Genomic DNA, 16,159 nt, shown 5'->3' with positions numbered 1-16,159 from the left:
AGATAGAAGTATTAATGGAGTGGAGGGGAAACACCTTGCAACAGTCGTATCGCATTCTTGTCATCAACCCAGGATCGACCTCAACTAAAATCGGTGTATTTAACGATGACCAGTGTATCTTCGAAGAGACGATTCGTCATACAGCTGAAGAGACCTCTCAATTTCCGCGCATCATTGATCAATTTGATTTCAGGAAAAAGACTATACTAGATGCCCTTCATCACGAGGGCATCAGTAGTTCAAAATTAGATGCTATATGTGGAAGAGGAGGCCTGCTTCGACCAATCGAAGGAGGCACTTATGAAGTCAACGATGAGATGCTGAATGATTTGAAAATGGGTTATAACGGGGAACATGCATCAAACCTTGGTGGAATTATCGCCCATGAGATTGCTGAAAGCCTAAATATCCCTGCCTATATTGTCGACCCTGTTGTCGTAGATGAAATGGAAGAAGTAGCGAGAATTTCAGGCGTACCTGAGATTCCAAGAAAGAGTATTTTCCATGCTTTAAATCAAAAAGCAGTAGCTCGCCGTGTGGCAGCAGAACTTGGACGTCCTTATGAGGAATTAAATATGATTGTCACTCATATGGGGGGCGGAATTACGGTTGGAGCCCACCATAAAGGAAGAGTAATTGATGTGAACAATGGATTACACGGAGATGGTCCATTCTCGCCTGAGCGCGCTGGTACCGTTCCGGCAGGTGATCTTGTATCCCTTTGTTTCTCAGGAGAGTATTACAGAGAAGAGATTATGAAGAAGCTAGTTGGCCAAGGTGGGATTATGGCTTACCTTGAAACCAATGATGCACGTGATGTAGAGAAGCGAATTGAAGCAGGTGACGATGAAGCGCGGCTTGTTTTTGATGCAATGGCTTATCAGGTTGCGAAAGAAATTGGTTCGATGAGTGCTGTCTTAGGTGGAAAAGTTGATGCTATTGCACTTACAGGTGGGCTTGCTTATGGTAAAACGTTTGTGTCGATGATTACAGAGAGAGTAAATTGGATCGCTGATTGTTTGATCTATCCTGGTGAAAATGAATTACAAGCTCTGACTGAAGGGACACTCCGGGTCTTACGTCATGAAGAGCAACCAAAACACTATCCGAACCCTATTCGGTGAAAGGGGCGAGTTCATTGGCGAATGAATATGATTTAGTCGTACTTGGAGGAGGAACTGGCGGTTATGTCGCCGCAGTTCGAGCTTCTCAATTAGGCTTAAAAACAGCTATTGTTGAAAGTGGTAAATTAGGTGGGACATGTCTTCATAAAGGGTGTATCCCGTCGAAAGCTTTACTCCGAAGTGCAGAAGTTTTTAAGCAAACGAAGCAAGCGGATACCTTCGGTGTTGAAACAGAAACGCCAACCTTGAATTTCTTTAAAGTACAAGAACGTAAACAATCCATTATTGATACGCTACATACTGGAGTACAGGGGTTAATGAAAAAAGGGAAAATAGATGTTTATGAAGGGTATGGACGTATACTCGGGCCAAGCATCTTCTCTCCTTCTGCTGGAACGATTTCGGTAGAAATGAACAACGGAGATGAGAACCAAATGCTCATCCCCAAAAACGTTTTAGTAGCTACAGGATCAAGCCCACGCACACTCCCTGGCCTTGAGGTGGATGAGAACTATGTCATGACATCGGATGAAGCATTAAGTATGGAAGAGCTCCCGGAATCCATCGTCATTGTAGGTGGAGGCGTTATAGGGATAGAATGGGCTTCTATGCTAGCAGACTTTGGCGTTGAAGTAACCGTGCTTGAATACACAGATCGCATACTCCCTACAGAAGATAAGGACATTTCAAAGGAAATGGCCCGTCTGATGAAGAAAAAAGGTGTCAAGATCGTGACAGGAGCTAAAGTTCTTGGCGACACCTTAAAGAAGGGTGAAGGGATTGAGGTCCAGGCTGAACATAAAGGAGAAACTAAGACCTTTGCAGCTACTCGTATGCTAGTGTCTGTAGGTCGCTCTCCAAATGTGAATAACATTGGACTTGAGAACACGGACATTGTTGTTGAAAACGGAGCCATTCAAACGAACAAATTCTATCAAACGAAAGAATCTCATATATACGCTATCGGAGACGTCATCGGTGGAATGCAATTAGCACATGTAGCTTCTCATGAAGGCATAATAGCTGTTGAACATATGGCAGATCAAGATCCAATGCCTATGGATATGGAGCAAGTGCCATCTTGTATCTATTCAAATCCAGAAGCAGCAAGTGTAGGTCTGACAGAAGATCAAGCAAAAGAAAAAGGGTATACTGTCAAGGTTGGTAAGTTTCCGTTTAAAGCAGTCGGAAAAGCTCTCGTTTACGGCAACTCAGATGGTTTTGTGAAAATGATAGCGGACGAGGAAACGGATGACCTTTTAGGCGTTCATATGATCGGCCCTCATGTAACAGATATGATTTCAGAGGCTGGTCTTGCCAAAGTATTAGATGCAACTCCTTGGGAAGTTGCTCATAGCATTCATCCTCATCCAACCCTTTCGGAAGTGATGGGTGAAGCGGCATTAGCCGTTGATGGAAAACAAATTCACGGATAATAAGGAGGGATTTTTGTGACTGAGAACCGTCACCAAAAACTAGGCCTTTCAGATGATGAAGTATTAGATATGTATCGAACGATGCTCTTAGCACGTCGAATTGATGAAAGAATGTGGTTGTTAAACCGTTCAGGTAAAATTCCGTTCGTTATCTCTTGTCAGGGGCAAGAAGCCGCACAAGTAGGAGCTTCTTATGCACTAAATCGTGACGAGGACTATGTAGCCCCGTATTACCGGGACATGGGTGTTGTTTTATCCTTCGGTATGACTGCCAAAGACTTAATGCTATCTGGTTTCGCTAAAGCTGAAGACCCGAACTCAGGTGGCCGTCAAATGCCAGGTCACTTTGGACAGAAGAAGAATCGTATTATTACAGGCTCATCACCGGTTACAACACAAGTCCCGCATGCAGTAGGATTTGCCCTAGCCGCAAAGATGGAAAAGAAAAATTTTGTTTCCTTAGTTACCTTAGGTGAAGGTTCATCAAACCAAGGTGATTTCCATGAAGGTCTTAATTTTGCAGGCGTTCATAAGCTTCCTGTTATTGTCATGGTCGAGAACAATAAATATGCGATTTCAGTGCCGTTAGAAAAGCAATTGGCTTGCGAGAAAGTATCAGATCGTGCTGTGGGCTATGGCATGCCTGGTTATACAGTGGATGGGAATGACCCATTAGCCGTCTATGAAGCTGTGAAAGGCGCAGCGGATCGTGCGCGTAATGGTGAAGGACCGACTCTAATCGAAACGGTATCTTATCGTTTGACGCCACACTCAAGTGATGACGATGACCGTACGTATCGTGAGCGTGAAGAAGTTGAAGAAGCAAAGAAAAAAGACGCGTTGATCACGTTTAAAGCCTACTTACAAGAAGTAGGAGTTTTAACAGAAGAGAAAGACAAAGAATTAGAAGATGAAATGAAATCTCTTATCAATGAGGCTACAGATTATGCAGAACAGGCACCATATGCTGAAGCTGAAAGCGCATTGAAATACGTTTACGCTGAGGACGAGTAAGGAGGGGAAACGAATATGCCAGTAATGTCTTATATTCAAGCCGTTACACAAGCGTTGCATGAGGAAATGGAACGCGATGAAAAAGTATTTGTGTTAGGAGAAGATGTTGGGAAACGTGGAGGTGTATTCCGCGCAACAGATGGTCTATACGATAAGTTCGGAGAGGCACGCGTAATCGATACGCCTCTTGCTGAGTCCGCCATTGCAGGTGTTGGGATCGGGGCAGCTATGTACGGGATGCGCCCTGTTGCTGAAATGCAATTTGCTGATTTTATTATGCCTGCTGTAAACCAAATTATCTCTGAGGCAGCGAAAACACGATATCGCTCTAATAACGATTGGAATGTTCCAATGACCATTCGTGCTCCTTATGGTGGCGGTGTTCACGGAGCATTGTATCACTCACAATCTGTTGAAGCTGTATTTGCGAATCAGCCAGGATTGAAAATTGTTATGCCATCTACTCCTTATGATGTGAAGGGGTTATTAAAAGCAGCTATTCGTGATGATGACCCTGTTCTATTCTTTGAACATAAACGGGCGTATCGTTTAATTAAAGGTGAAGTCCCAGAAGACGATTACACGCTTCCGATTGGGAAGGCGGATATAAAACGCGAAGGATCAGATATCACCGTTATTACGTACGGATTATGTGTCCACTTTGCTCTTCAAGCAGCAGAGAAGCTCGCTGAAGAGGGAATTGATGCACATATCTTAGATCTTCGCACGGTGTATCCGTTAGATCAAGAAGCCATTATTGAAGCTGCGAAGAAAACTGGAAAAGTGCTCTTAATAACTGAAGATAATAAAGAGGGAAGCATTATTGGAGAGGTGTCTGCGATCGTTTCAGAGAATTGTTTATTCGATCTTGATGCCCCAGTAAAACGTCTGGCAGGTCCAGATGTACCGTCTATGCCATACTCACCACCAATGGAGAAATACTTTATGATGAACCCAGATAAAGTGGAAAAAGCAATGCGTGATCTTGCTGAATTCTAGTATGAAGGAGGGGCTTTCAGTTGGCTAAAGAAAAGATTAATATGCCTCAGCTCGGGGAGAGTGTAACAGAAGGAACCATTAGTTCTTGGCTTGTTTCAGTAGGAGACACAGTAGAGAAGTATGACCCGATCGCTGAAGTCATGACAGATAAAGTGAATGCAGAAGTGCCATCGTCCTATAGCGGAAAAATTGTTGAACTTGTTGCAGATGAAGGCGAGACAATTGAAGTAGGAAATTTAATTTGCTACATCGAAACAGAGGGTGATGGTGCAGAAGAAGAAGAAAAGAAAAAACCTGAAGCGCCGGTTGAGAAAGATGGGGTTGGTACATCAGATGACGATGCCGATCAACCAATGAAGAAACGGTATTCACCTGCTGTTATGCGTATGGCACAGGAAAATGACATTGACTTAAATCAAGTTCAAGGTTCTGGCCGTGGAGGACGTATTACACGGAAAGATATTGAGAAAGTCATTGCTTCAGGGGATCTTCCAAAAGAAGCGCCTAAGGAAGAGAAACAAGCAGAAGAACCGAAATCTGCTCCTAAAGAGAAGGAAGCTCCTGTTGTGCAGCAACCGCCTAAACCATCTGCTGGACCTCAGCCAACAGCAAACGAGGGAGATGTTGAGATCCCTGTAACGGGTGTTCGAAAAGCAATTGCCCAAAACATGGTCAAATCCAAAACTGAAATTCCTCATGCTTGGATGATGGTTGAAGTGGACGTCACAAACCTTGTAGAGTATAGAAACGCTGTGAAAGAAGACTTCAAGAACAAAGAAGGCTTTGGTCTCACATTCTTCTCATTCTTTGTTAAAGCAGTAGCTCAAGCGTTAAAAGAATATCCGCAGCTGAATAGCACATGGGCAGGCGATAAGATTATTCAACGAAAAGCGATTAACCTGAACATTGCTGTTGCGAAAGAGAACGAATTGTTTGTTCCTGTTATTAAAAATGCTGATGATAAAAGCATTAAAGGAATTGCGAAAGATATCACGGACCTTGCAACAAAAGCACGGAATGGTAAGTTAACCAATGATGATATGCAAGGTGGTACATTTACGGTTAATAATACAGGCTCATTTGGTTCTGTTCAGTCTATGGGAGTAATCAATCACCCACAGGCGGCCATTCTTCAAGTAGAATCAATTGTGAAGAAGCCGGTCTTTATGAACGGTATGTTCGCAGCGCGTGATATGGTCAACTTATGTTTATCTCTTGATCATCGTGTGTTAGACGGTCTCGTAGCAGGTAACTTCCTTGCCCGCGTAAAAGAGATACTAGAAAATATGACAAAAGATAATACATCTGTTTATTAAACAAAAAAACCCCTCTGAGCGCATAGCTCAGAGGGGTTTGATTTATATTCACAAAAACGAACAGGGATGTACCGGTAACAGAAATCTTATTTACAATTTCAGATTCATTTTTTTAAAAGAGAGCGACTTAAAGGGAAGATCCCAAGACTCTGGACGATGAGTGAGATCAGCACGACTGAAAAAGAAAGGGACAGAAGGTAATCCGCCTCTCCGCTGCCGCTTTCTGCTTGTAAGGCCAAAATGAGAACGACGGACATTGTTCCTCTAATACCTGACCAGCTCATGATTGTAATTTCCTTTGCATTTATATCTTTCCTCCATGCTGGGAATATTTTGATGGTTCCGAATAGGACAAGATACCGAATCAGTAGGGAGGCTATAAAGATTACGATCGATAATATCCAATAGTTAAACGCTAAATAACTAGCAGCTTCAATTCCGATCAATAAAAAGACGATGGATAGAATAGTTGGTTCTACAATATCCCAAAAGCCATCTAATGATTCCCGGTAATGATCTTCTTTGTTCGTATGCTCAAATTCCCAACTCAACATAATCCCTGCTCCCACTGTTGCCAGAACGCCTGATACTCCAATGTGCTCAGCTACAAGGAAAATACCGTAAGCCAGAATGATACTTAGCATGACCTGGTACTCCTTGTGGTGAGTAAAGTGCACAGCTTTACTCACTGCCCAACCACAAAAGATTCCAAGCAATGCACCACCTAGCGAGACCAGAAGAAATTCATTTATAAACGAGGAAACGGAAAGTTCCTCTTGATGAAGATACATACCTGATAGGAACGTAAACAGTACAATGCTCGTTCCATCATTAATCATGGATTCTCCTTCCACTACATCAGCAACCTTAGGGTTGTCAGCAGACTGTTTGAGAATAGAGACGACGGATACTGGATCTGTAGGTGTTAAAATGGACGCTATGACCATCGCGCCAATGAATGATAGGGGGAGGAAGAACCCTCCTATAGAATAGATGACCAATCCAAATAGAACGGCTGTTATAAGTAGACCGACTGTACTTAAAGCTCCGATTAGTCCGCCGTGCTCTCTTAGGGCCTTTGGAGGATACCGATAAGCGGATGTGAAAAGTAGAGCGGGTAAGAAAATATCATAGAGAGTCGTTTCTGTAATCGCAATTGAGTCAAAATAAGGCACAAACGAGAGGCTGATCCCGATGAGCACTAATACAGGTGGCACAGGAATGTTTTCTTGTTTTTTATCAAGGCTGAAAACGATGTAGCCAATTAATAATAGAAGAATGATGTGAGTTGCATTCATATGTAGACCCCCAAACAATAGATATAAATCATTTCCCACTATACTACCCTTTCAATCTTTCAAGATGGGCAAAATATTCTAGTTTACGCTTCCCTTATAGGGGAATGGGTAAAAGTCGAATCCTTTACTTAGGAGAAGTGAAAAATGAGTCAGTTTTTAACCTTTGGATTATTTATTTTATCAGCTATATTAGCTTATTTTGTAGCCAGCCGTCTTGCGATGTTTGGGGACGGGTTAAGCGAAAAAAACAAAACATCCTCTTCCTTTATGGGTATCTTAATTGGTGCTGCTATTTCTTTGCCAGAATTGACGGCAAGTGTGACAGCGATTTCGATTGATAGTCCTGACTTAGCAATAGGAAATCTTTTAGGAAGTAACCTATTCAATTTACTGGCGTTAGCCGTATTGGATATTATTTATCGAAAGACACAGATTATGGGGAAAACGGATGTAGGAAGTAAATTATACAGCTATCTTGTAATACTTATGACGCTTGTTGTGATAGCGGGATTAGTTATAAAAGTACCTGCACAAATTTATCACATCGGCCTTTTTTCCATTATCCTGGTATTGGTCTATATTATTGGGGTGCGTTGGATTAATCAAAAAACTGAAGAAAAGGTACAAAGGAGAAGTCGAAAGAATGAGAAATATGGCCATTATACGTATAAGCAAATCGTAGTGCGATTTACGTTGTGTGCTGTAGCGATCATGATAGTAGGGTCCGTATTAACGATAACAGCAGACAAGATCGCCGACATAACAGGATTAGGTTCTTCTTTCGTGGGTTCTTTCCTCGTTGGCGCTAGTACTTCACTTCCCGATGCTGTCAGTGTTATTACAGCTCTGAAATTAAGGAATTACAGTATGGGTGTTAGTTCATTGCTAGGAAGTAATGCATTTAATATTATGCTTCTTTCCTTTACGGATGTGATCTATTTCGATAATAATTTGTTTGCTCACGCTAGCCCTTCTAATATCGTGACAAGTGCTTCTTCCATTGTAGTTGTCTTCGTAATTCTTTACAGCATTACGAGAAAGAAAGAGCGGTCAACCTCCTTATATGTGGTTCCGCCGCTCTTAATTATTGGTCTTTATGTGGTAGCTACGTTTATGGTTTATCAAATGAAATAAAAAAAGAGGTCTGCTCAAGTTGAGTAGACCTCTTTTTATGGGGTGAATGGAAGCTTTCGGCCGACATCCTGATAGTGTTCGACTAAAACGGAAACATCCACGTTAAAGGTTGCTTTACTGAAAACTGAATTCCAATTGTCTTTTAATTTATACCATTCCTTTGGGTACTTTATTCGAAAGGGCTCCATAAATTCATAATAATCAACTCCGTGTTCTTGCTGGGCTTTTTGAAGAGATTCTACAACAATAGAATATAGTTTTTCTTCAATAGCCTTCTCTTGTTGTTCCACATAACCTTGGTTGAACTGGTTGGATTGATAGCTCCAGTCTTCTCCTAGTTTACCCTGGTAAGAAAGACGAATGTCATAAGTGAGTTGCCCGTTCCTGTAAGTGGGGGTAACCTTGCTTTTCATCTTTTTTATTTCATAGGTGAAGGGATGTTTTTGATCATGGTCTACTCCGTATACCTCGATCACTCCACCTTGGGATTTCTCAGTAATCCAGTTATAGGTTCTGGTTTCGTTTTTTGTGAGAATGCCCACCATTTTTTTAGAAGTAGCATCAACGATGGCTCCGCCGTTTAAATAGATGGCATTCTCCTTTAAAGAAGCCAATGGGATGATAAAACTCTTCTCATGAGAGAAATACTTAGACATATCTCCAAGAGAAAGGGATGGAGCCATTTCCGCCGTTTTTGTAGTGTAGTTCTGAGTTAATTTATCTAAGTATATGGATGGTACTTTATCTTCTTCTGGAGCTATAGTAAACAGGTCTCTAGCCTTCTCGTCCGATAGAAAAACTTGGACACTTCTTCTTATTTCGTGATCTCTGTAAAAGAAATAGGTTAACTTTAAGAGATCAGTCTTTTCTGCTAGTTCCTTACTAATCACGACAGATTTCAAATGATAGTAATAGGGAGGGCGGCTAACAAATTTAGATTGCTCCCGGATTGTTTGTAAAATAGATGGCGCGGTTACAGTCTCGTTTACATAAGGCTTGTTGCCTGATGTTCCACTTTTTACTTGTGAAGAGATGGACTGAGGTAAGACATACTGGTTGGTTACGGTCAGCATGTGAGATTGCTCTGAGTCCTCTGGCTGATCGATGGCAACCCCTGTCACAATACCTAGTTCTTCAATCTCTCTATGGTCCCAACAACCAGTGAGAATAAGAAGTGCACCTATTAGAATCATGCATACTCTCATTGTCTCTGCCTCCTTATCAGCGAGATCAACAAGAGGAGAAGCGGAATGACAATGCCAAATAAAATCATACTATATCCGATCCAAATTCCCATCGTAAACATTTCGTTTATGTCTTTTGGGGTCATCGCTAAGATATAGATGATCGGGATAACAGTAAAAACGGCCGTTTCCCTTTTTATATGAAAAACTTTCTTCATTCCGAGGGCAGCTAAATAAACCACAACCGACATTGTTGTAAAGATAGACAAAATCCAAAGAGGTATAAAAAACGTTTCAAACCGTTCAAAAAAGAAGTTTCGAATTTCTATTGATTTAGCAAGCTCCATTAAAGGATAAACAAGGGTTTTGGTTTCTCCAACACCCATGATGCCACCTACCATAATGACGATAAGTGTATACATGAAGGTTGGGATTGCAATTCCGTAAACAACCGCTTTTTTAACTTGGTTGGGGTTCTTCATGTGAGCTTGAACGTATAAAATGATTTCAATCCCAACGAAAGATAAGATGGAAGCGCTCAGTCCTTTCACAATGGGGGTGAATCCCTCGAAGAAAGGACGTAGGTGGTTCACTTCAAATTGGTTGGCGCTTAGAATCATAATAAGGAGGGTGAAGAATATAATTGCAGGGAAATAGAGCTCAAATAAACGAAATACCGCTGATAATCCACCCAATACTAAGTATACGGCTGTACCGATAAAGATTAGAATCGTAAAGGATACGGGAGTGCGGTCTAAAATAAACATTTGTATAAGCTCCGCCATAGCTCGTGCTTCAAATGCAGCAAAGGCTAAGTAATATATTGTAGTGAGAAACGTGATGATACCTCCGGCCCAGGTTCCGACGATTAGACGATTATATTCGAAATAAGTGGCCCCAGGATATCGATTGTTTAGTGTGACTAACAAAAAGGTAACCCCTATTGCTAAAGCTCCTGTTATAAGGACACTGACCCATCCTGAAGCAATACCGGCAGCTGTGAATACTTCTCGAGGTAACGTAATCATGCCTACCCCGAGTACAGTCAGGCAAATCCCTACCGTCACTTGATTTTGAGAGAGGCCTGCTGTATTCAACACTGACTTCATGAATCATCCTCCTCCCTTAGTTTTTTGTCCCCATCCTTTTCTTATCTTCAGGGTTTAGCATCTCTGGCCGATAAATAAGACGTTTTGTCCGGGTTCGTATAAACATATCCTTCCAACCGCTAGGGGTGTATGGAACGAGTGGTTCCAAATAATAAACGCCGAAACTTTTTAACCGGATAAGGTGAATCGATAATAGGATAAGGGCAATGACGATCCCATATAACCCAAGTAGAGCTGCTGAGACCATAAGGGGGAATCGAAGTATTCGTAACGATACCCCTACATAGTATTGAGGCAGTGCGAAAGAAGAAATCGCTGTAAGAGCAACCACAATTACCATCATTGGGCTTACAAGACCTGCTGAGACGGCAGATTCGCCTATAACAAGACCTCCAACAATTCCAACGGCTTGTCCAACTGGATTAGGCAGCCGTATCCCTGCTTCCCTTAAGATTTCAATCGTCACTTCCATTAAGAGAGCTTCTACAATGGAAGGAAACGGAACCCCTTCCCGACTTCCGGCTAATGAAATAACGAGATCAGTAGGAATAAGACCCTGGTGATAGGAGATCAACGCAACGTAAAGGGCCGGAAGACATAAGGCAATGATTGCTGCCCCAATTCGTAAGATACGTATAAGAGAAGAATAGATCCATCGTTCATAATAGTCTTCAGCACTCTGGTAAAAAGAATTGATGGTAAGCGGTGCAATTAACACAAATGGTGTATGATCTACGATAATCGCGACTCTTCCTTCTGCTAAAGAGCCAGCAACGGTATCTGGCCTTTCTGTAACTTGCACTTGAGGGAAGGGAGACAAGGAGTTCTCCTCAATTAACTGTTCGATCACCCCTGATTCTTGCACGCTGTCTATGTCAATTTTATTGAGCCTGTTCTTCACATCTTCTACAATAGAAGGGTTTGTTAATCCATTAATAGACATGACAACAACATCTGTCTTAGACCGTTCTCCAACTTTAAAATAATCTAACTGTAAGTCAGGATCTTTTAACCTCTTTCGAACAAGACCTATATTCAGAAGGAGCGTCTCTACGAAACCATCTCTCGGCCCTCGTACTACCGATTCAGATGAGGGAGGTTGGATCGTTCGTTGAGGCATTTTCCTTGAATTTAAGATGATGCCGTCGCCGAAGGAATGAGAAAGAATAAGTGTGTTTCCAAGGAGTAAATTGGATATACACTGATGAAGTGTGTCTACAATAGCGGACTCACTAATGGTTAAGACTTCTTTGCGCATGATTTCCGGGCTCAAATCAGATAGGAAGGTTGTTTCGCTTAAACTTCTTACCGCCTTTAGCTGTTCATGTATAACAAGGGTCTCCGTTAACTCCTCAATAAATAAAAAAGCACCCTCATATTTGTAAGGCTCACATGTAAACTGGACGATTTTTAAGTCAAAACTATTTCCTAGTAAGGATTGTAGGGTTTTGATATCGTTTGATAATTCTCCGGTGAGTCGCTCTTCTTGAAGGGGAGATTCTTCAGACGAAACCGAAGCGTTGTCTGTATTCCGATTCGTATGTTGGAAGAGTAATCGATTCAGATACTTTCTCATAGATGACTCCTTTTACTCTTTTTGTAGCCAAATGACAAAGCGCCTGATGGTAAATGGGACCCCCCAGGCGAATAAAGCACCTATTAAAACGGATATACTTGGTAAATGATCAACAATGATTTTCATCTTTATCACCTTTTGTTTATTATGAGATATTTTGGTGATGGATTATGCATCCGATTTAGAACTTGTTCTATAAATGATGAGGAGTGAACGAAATGGAAATCATGATGGATTCCCTAAAGGTTATGGGAAGAATTGTTACGATATTGCCTCTCATGTTAGCGATTGGGTTATATATGGGGAAGCGATCAATTGGAGAACTTCCTGTAATTGATTTTTTAACGGTTCTTGTGCTTGGATCAGTTGTGGGTGCTGATATTGCGGACCCAAACATTCAACACATTCACACTGTCGTGGCAATCGTTGTAATTGCGATTCTTCAAAAGGTGATTGTGTTCATAAAATTAAAGAAGAGAAAGATTGGAAAATGGTTAACATTTGAACCTACCATTGTGATATATAAGGGGGAGTGGAAGCGAACAAACCTAAAGCGGATACAGTACTCTATTGATAACGTATTGCAAATGCTGAGAGAGCAGGGAGTCTTCCAAACTTCAGAAGTGGAACTAGCAATAGTAGAACCAAATGGACGTCTATCGGTAAAACGAAAACCGTTAATGGAACCTCCAACCCGTGAAGAGTTACATATAATGAGGACAGGAAATGACTACGAGGTACCTGTTATTTTAGATGGTGTGATTCAAATGGACATCCTCAGGAGAATGGGGAAAGAGAAGGAATGGATCCGGAAACAATTAAATCAGCAGAACATCCCCCATGAAAGTCGGGTGTTCTATGGGGCGATGACTTCCCGCGGGGTTTGTATGTTTTCATTAAAAGACTCAAAGGTAGACGATCTTCCTCCTATAGAACATTAGTTAATGAAGGGTTCTCACTCTAATTACTGGCGAAGCGATCGAGTAGAAAAAGAGAGTGAACCTGATCAGGTTCACTCTCACAAGAATAGAACGATAAATAGTTGTAAATAAATTTGTACCATAAAGTAAAAAGCAATGGCGTATTTGTAATTGAACAATAGACCATTTTTAATGATACTTAGGCGATTCACGGAACTCAATATAATCGATGGGAGTATGAGTGGGGAAAGCATAATGGAAATGACGCTTCCAGACGTGATCCCAAGGACGATAATCTCAGGTGGATAAGGTAAATCCACGCCCTGCAAGATTCCTGACACTAATACAATAACCGTCAAAGGACCAAGACCAATAAAGCCCAGAATAATCACTACAAATGGTAAGACCCATAAGAAGTTCAGGAATGGTACGGCATCTGTAAGGTAGAAGATTCCATCAACTATATACTTCCCATATCCTGATTGATTTACGGAGTTAATCAAAAAGCCAGCTGCCAAAAGAATAGAGAACTGCTGTCCTTTATTAGGGATATCTTTACGTACATAGGTTTTGGCATTTTTGAGGATGGCTCCTGGTTTCCTGCGAATAAAAAAGTAGAGCAGTACCCAAAATACGATGACGATTGGAATAATTAAGAGCAGTTCGGCAGACCACAACGCATTAAGAAGGAAAATGGATCCGAATAATGAGATGAATAAAAAGGCGAATTCGTAAACATCACGGTTTCCTTTTGTTTCATCTTTTTTATTCTCTGCGATCTTCCTCAACTCTTCTTGTATTCCTGCAGTTAAATCAACTCCGTAATGGCGCTCTTGATAATAAGAGAAAAGGACGGATAAGAAAATGCCAGCAAGAGAAAGGACAAAACCTTGTAAGATTGATAAGGATAAAGAAGCTCCAAGTGCATCGACTGCAAAGATGAAGCTTGGTATGCTTACCACCCACATCGTTGTAAGAGAAAAAGCTCTTAACATGGCAGTTCCTTTATAATTCTCCCAGGCCTCGCCTTTTTGGTTACTAAGGAAGTCGTTTACCATCCCATACACCATCGGAATCGATCCGAACAAAAGGAAATAAGAGATAATTTGGGTGATAACCATCATCCCAAAGTAAAATTTACGACTCGTATTCAGAAGGTTTTGGGCAAAGTTTATAACAGACTCAATATAAGGCTTCTCCTCTAATACCCAACTAATCATAGGTACAATGAGTAAAAGCGCGATAAGTCCGCTCATAACGCCAAATCCTGATATGATCCCATCGATTAAGGATGTCCCTGCTGTAAAATGAATAATAAGAGCGATACTCAAAAGTAACAAGGAAATGGATGCCTGCTTAACAGGCAAGAAGAAATACCCCAACATAAACGCTGCCAATCCGGCCAGTGAGAGTAAGGTCGAGGGTAGTTCGCCACCAATGAAATAGACAAAAAAGTGCATAATGGCATATAAACTAATAAAGAGTGTATAGCCTCTTTTAGCGAAATGTATCATTATGAAAGCTCCAATCTAACTCCGAAGTTCTAGCTTTCATATCGTAACACAAGAACCTAAAAATATCCCCCAAAGTGCATTGTAAAGGCTTTCGTCAAGCTTGCGTCCCTGCTTTAGAGAGAAAAAGCGTGTCAGACACCCTTCATTGCTTTAGTGCGGAGAAGGGTGTCTGACACCAAGTAAGTCTTTAACGCGATAAAGGGTTTACATGTAAAGGTTGGCGAGGAAGATTCCGAGTGTTTCTTGATAGATTTCGTCAAATTGGGTAAGGGGTAGAGGGCTTATGCCTTTTCCAAGTTCAATGGTATAGCCAGGTCTTTGGTATTCTTGAATATACCAATCCCTATAACCTGCGTAGCTGTCTACTTCTCTAATAGGTCGGTACCCGCTTACGCGTGCAAATTCCTCCACAATGACTTCAGCTTCAGGTGGTTCTAAGTTTTCATACCCCCAGAAAATAACTTCACCTTGAGTGTGAAAGGTTAGGATGCGGGCAAAGTCTCGAGCATAGGTCAAATCCGCCATAGCAATGGATTCGGGTTCTGATAATGGAGATGGGCCAGGGTAATTGAAGGGGGAGGGTTGTTGTTCTTTCCGCTCTGCTTCAATTTCCCAATTGGCAGGGTAGTTATTGTTCAGATCAACACCTCGAATATTAGCCTTCCACGTAGAGAAATCAGTATTTCCTCCGTTAATGTCCAATACGTTAGACCGGTAAGGCTCCTCTTCAGGTAAGCCTTTAATGACTAAGTTCACCCCATCAGGATCGACCATCGGTACGGTGGATAACGAAGTAAGGTCGTAGAAGGGGAGCATGTTCAGTCCGCGTATCTGTCCGAAATTTGTTAGAGATACGAGATATTCATTTAAGAACCGCATTATAATTGGAGTTGTAATCCATTCATTTGCATGAAAGGAGCCATTCATATGAAGGCGTTTAGAGCCTCTCCCAATTCTAAGTTCTGGGAGTGTTTTCCCCATAACAGAGCTTCCGATTGATTCGTTGATCACAAATGGGTAGATCGCTACAAGCTGGTTAATGTCTTCGATCATTTTCTCATACGTATAATTTTCTTTGCCATTTACGACTCGCCAGGTAACTCGCACAGGTACCCGAATGACCTGACCAATCTGAAGTGTGGTTGGAGTCACACCAGGGTTCGTTACTAAAATCGCATCTACCGGTAAGCCACTTTGCTGGGCGATCAACCACAGGGAATCCCCCCTTGAAATCGAGACATTTGTTGTTACAAAGCCAGGAATCTTAATAGACTGACCTATAAAAAGCTGACTAGGATTGATTTCACGATTAGAGTCCACAATCAGCTGAAAAGGAAGAGAAAACAATTGGCTATAGTACCAGAGAGAATCCCCTTGTCGCACCGTTACATCCATACGAAAACCTCCTTAGGCAAACATCATTACAGTGTATGAGAATAATCTTTTCAAAAGAAGTTTTTATAAATAGAAGGAAAAAGAAGACGTATAGTGGCAAGCTCGAAAACGTAATATGGGAAGGAAAGTAGGTGATTCAA

At 41.5% G+C, this 16,159-nt stretch carries 13 protein-coding genes; 7 read left to right on the top strand and 6 right to left on the bottom strand.

Translation table 11 applies throughout. The features are described from left to right. Positions 1-14 precede the first annotated feature (14 nt). From buk to LQ226_RS07000, 5 genes are all read left to right on the top strand, one after another. A complete protein-coding gene (gene buk, locus LQ226_RS07020; protein ID WP_231417132.1) occupies positions 15-1,124 on the top strand; it encodes a butyrate kinase in 1,110 nt (369 codons plus the stop codon). Positions 1,125-1,138: 14 nt separating this feature from the next. Further along, positions 1,139-2,560: a dihydrolipoyl dehydrogenase gene (gene lpdA, locus LQ226_RS07015; RefSeq protein ID WP_231417131.1), complete on the top strand. Its 1,422-nt coding sequence runs from the start codon at positions 1,139-1,141 to the stop codon at positions 2,558-2,560. 69 nt (positions 2,561-2,629) lie between these two features. Continuing rightward, the gene (locus LQ226_RS07010) at positions 2,630-3,574 is read left to right on the top strand and encodes a thiamine pyrophosphate-dependent dehydrogenase E1 component subunit alpha (protein ID WP_231417594.1); all 945 of its coding nucleotides are present in this window, start codon (positions 2,630-2,632) and stop codon (positions 3,572-3,574) included. Between the two features lie 15 nt (positions 3,575-3,589). Next, positions 3,590-4,573, top strand: coding sequence for an alpha-ketoacid dehydrogenase subunit beta (locus tag LQ226_RS07005; RefSeq protein ID WP_231417130.1), 984 nt, complete (start codon positions 3,590-3,592; stop codon positions 4,571-4,573). Between the two features lie 20 nt (positions 4,574-4,593). Continuing rightward, entirely contained in the window at positions 4,594-5,889 is a 1,296-nt protein-coding gene (locus LQ226_RS07000) for a dihydrolipoamide acetyltransferase family protein (protein ID WP_231417129.1), read from the top strand. A gap of 104 nt (positions 5,890-5,993) precedes the next feature. On the opposite strand, the gene LQ226_RS06995 is transcribed toward LQ226_RS07000, so the two are convergent. Beyond that, positions 5,994-7,187, bottom strand: coding sequence for a cation:proton antiporter (locus LQ226_RS06995; RefSeq protein ID WP_231417128.1), 1,194 nt, complete (start codon positions 7,185-7,187; stop codon positions 5,994-5,996). A gap of 144 nt (positions 7,188-7,331) precedes the next feature. On the opposite strand from LQ226_RS06995, the gene LQ226_RS06990 reads away from it, so the two are divergent. Continuing rightward, on the top strand, positions 7,332-8,321 hold the full coding sequence (locus LQ226_RS06990) for a sodium:calcium antiporter (RefSeq protein WP_231417127.1): 990 nt from the start codon (positions 7,332-7,334) through the stop codon (positions 8,319-8,321). Between the two features lie 35 nt (positions 8,322-8,356). Here LQ226_RS06990 and LQ226_RS06985 read toward each other — a convergent pair whose 3' ends face one another. The 3 genes from LQ226_RS06985 to LQ226_RS06975 are packed head-to-tail and all read right to left on the bottom strand — an operon-like array spanning position 8,357 to position 12,190. Next, on the bottom strand, positions 8,357-9,526 hold the full coding sequence (locus LQ226_RS06985) for a Ger(x)C family spore germination protein (RefSeq protein WP_231417126.1): 1,170 nt from the start codon (positions 9,524-9,526) through the stop codon (positions 8,357-8,359). Further along, positions 9,523-10,614, bottom strand: coding sequence for a GerAB/ArcD/ProY family transporter (locus LQ226_RS06980; RefSeq protein ID WP_231417125.1), 1,092 nt, complete (start codon positions 10,612-10,614; stop codon positions 9,523-9,525). Before LQ226_RS06980 ends, LQ226_RS06985 begins: the two co-directional genes overlap by 4 nt. Before the next feature lie 16 nt (positions 10,615-10,630). Beyond that, positions 10,631-12,190, bottom strand: a complete 1,560-nt coding sequence (locus LQ226_RS06975; RefSeq protein ID WP_231417124.1) for a spore germination protein — start codon at positions 12,188-12,190, stop codon at positions 10,631-10,633. Positions 12,191-12,408: 218 nt separating this feature from the next. On the opposite strand from LQ226_RS06975, the gene LQ226_RS06970 reads away from it, so the two are divergent. Beyond that, entirely contained in the window at positions 12,409-13,131 is a 723-nt protein-coding gene (locus LQ226_RS06970) for a DUF421 domain-containing protein (RefSeq protein ID WP_231417123.1), read from the top strand. Between the two features lie 77 nt (positions 13,132-13,208). Here the strand turns inward: LQ226_RS06970 and LQ226_RS06965 are convergent, their stop codons facing one another. Next, a complete protein-coding gene (locus LQ226_RS06965; protein WP_231417122.1) occupies positions 13,209-14,570 on the bottom strand; it encodes a hypothetical protein in 1,362 nt (453 codons plus the stop codon). 258 nt (positions 14,571-14,828) lie between these two features. Then, entirely contained in the window at positions 14,829-16,019 is a 1,191-nt protein-coding gene (locus LQ226_RS06960) for a M14 family metallopeptidase (RefSeq protein ID WP_231417121.1), read from the bottom strand. Positions 16,020-16,159 lie beyond the last annotated feature (140 nt).

The sequence above is a fragment of the Pontibacillus sp. HN14 genome (genome assembly GCF_021129245.1).
Lineage (GTDB): Bacteria > Bacillota > Bacilli > Bacillales > BH030062 > Pontibacillus.
This window is presented reverse-complemented; position numbering and strand designations above follow the sequence as displayed.

Bases quoted from the DNA above. Each gene is read 5' to 3' on its own strand.
- LQ226_RS07005 (WP_231417130.1), top strand. From the start codon at position 3,590: ATGCCAGTAATGTCTTATATTCAAGCCGTTACACAAGCGTTGCATGAG.
- LQ226_RS06975 (WP_231417124.1), bottom strand. From the start codon at position 12,190: ATGAGAAAGTATCTGAATCGATTACTCTTCCAACATACGAATCGGAAT.
- LQ226_RS06985 (WP_231417126.1), bottom strand. From the start codon at position 9,526: ATGAGAGTATGCATGATTCTAATAGGTGCACTTCTTATTCTCACTGGT.
- LQ226_RS06965 (WP_231417122.1), bottom strand. From the start codon at position 14,570: ATGCACTTTTTTGTCTATTTCATTGGTGGCGAACTACCCTCGACCTTA.
- LQ226_RS07010 (WP_231417594.1), top strand. From the start codon at position 2,630: ATGTATCGAACGATGCTCTTAGCACGTCGAATTGATGAAAGAATGTGG.
- LQ226_RS06995 (WP_231417128.1), bottom strand. From the start codon at position 7,187: ATGAATGCAACTCACATCATTCTTCTATTATTAATTGGCTACATCGTT.
- LQ226_RS06970 (WP_231417123.1), top strand. From the start codon at position 12,409: ATGGAAATCATGATGGATTCCCTAAAGGTTATGGGAAGAATTGTTACG.
- LQ226_RS06960 (WP_231417121.1), bottom strand. From the start codon at position 16,019: ATGGATGTAACGGTGCGACAAGGGGATTCTCTCTGGTACTATAGCCAA.
- LQ226_RS06980 (WP_231417125.1), bottom strand. From the start codon at position 10,614: ATGAAGTCAGTGTTGAATACAGCAGGCCTCTCTCAAAATCAAGTGACG.
- LQ226_RS06990 (WP_231417127.1), top strand. From the start codon at position 7,332: ATGAGTCAGTTTTTAACCTTTGGATTATTTATTTTATCAGCTATATTA.
- buk (WP_231417132.1), top strand. From the start codon at position 15: ATGGAGTGGAGGGGAAACACCTTGCAACAGTCGTATCGCATTCTTGTC.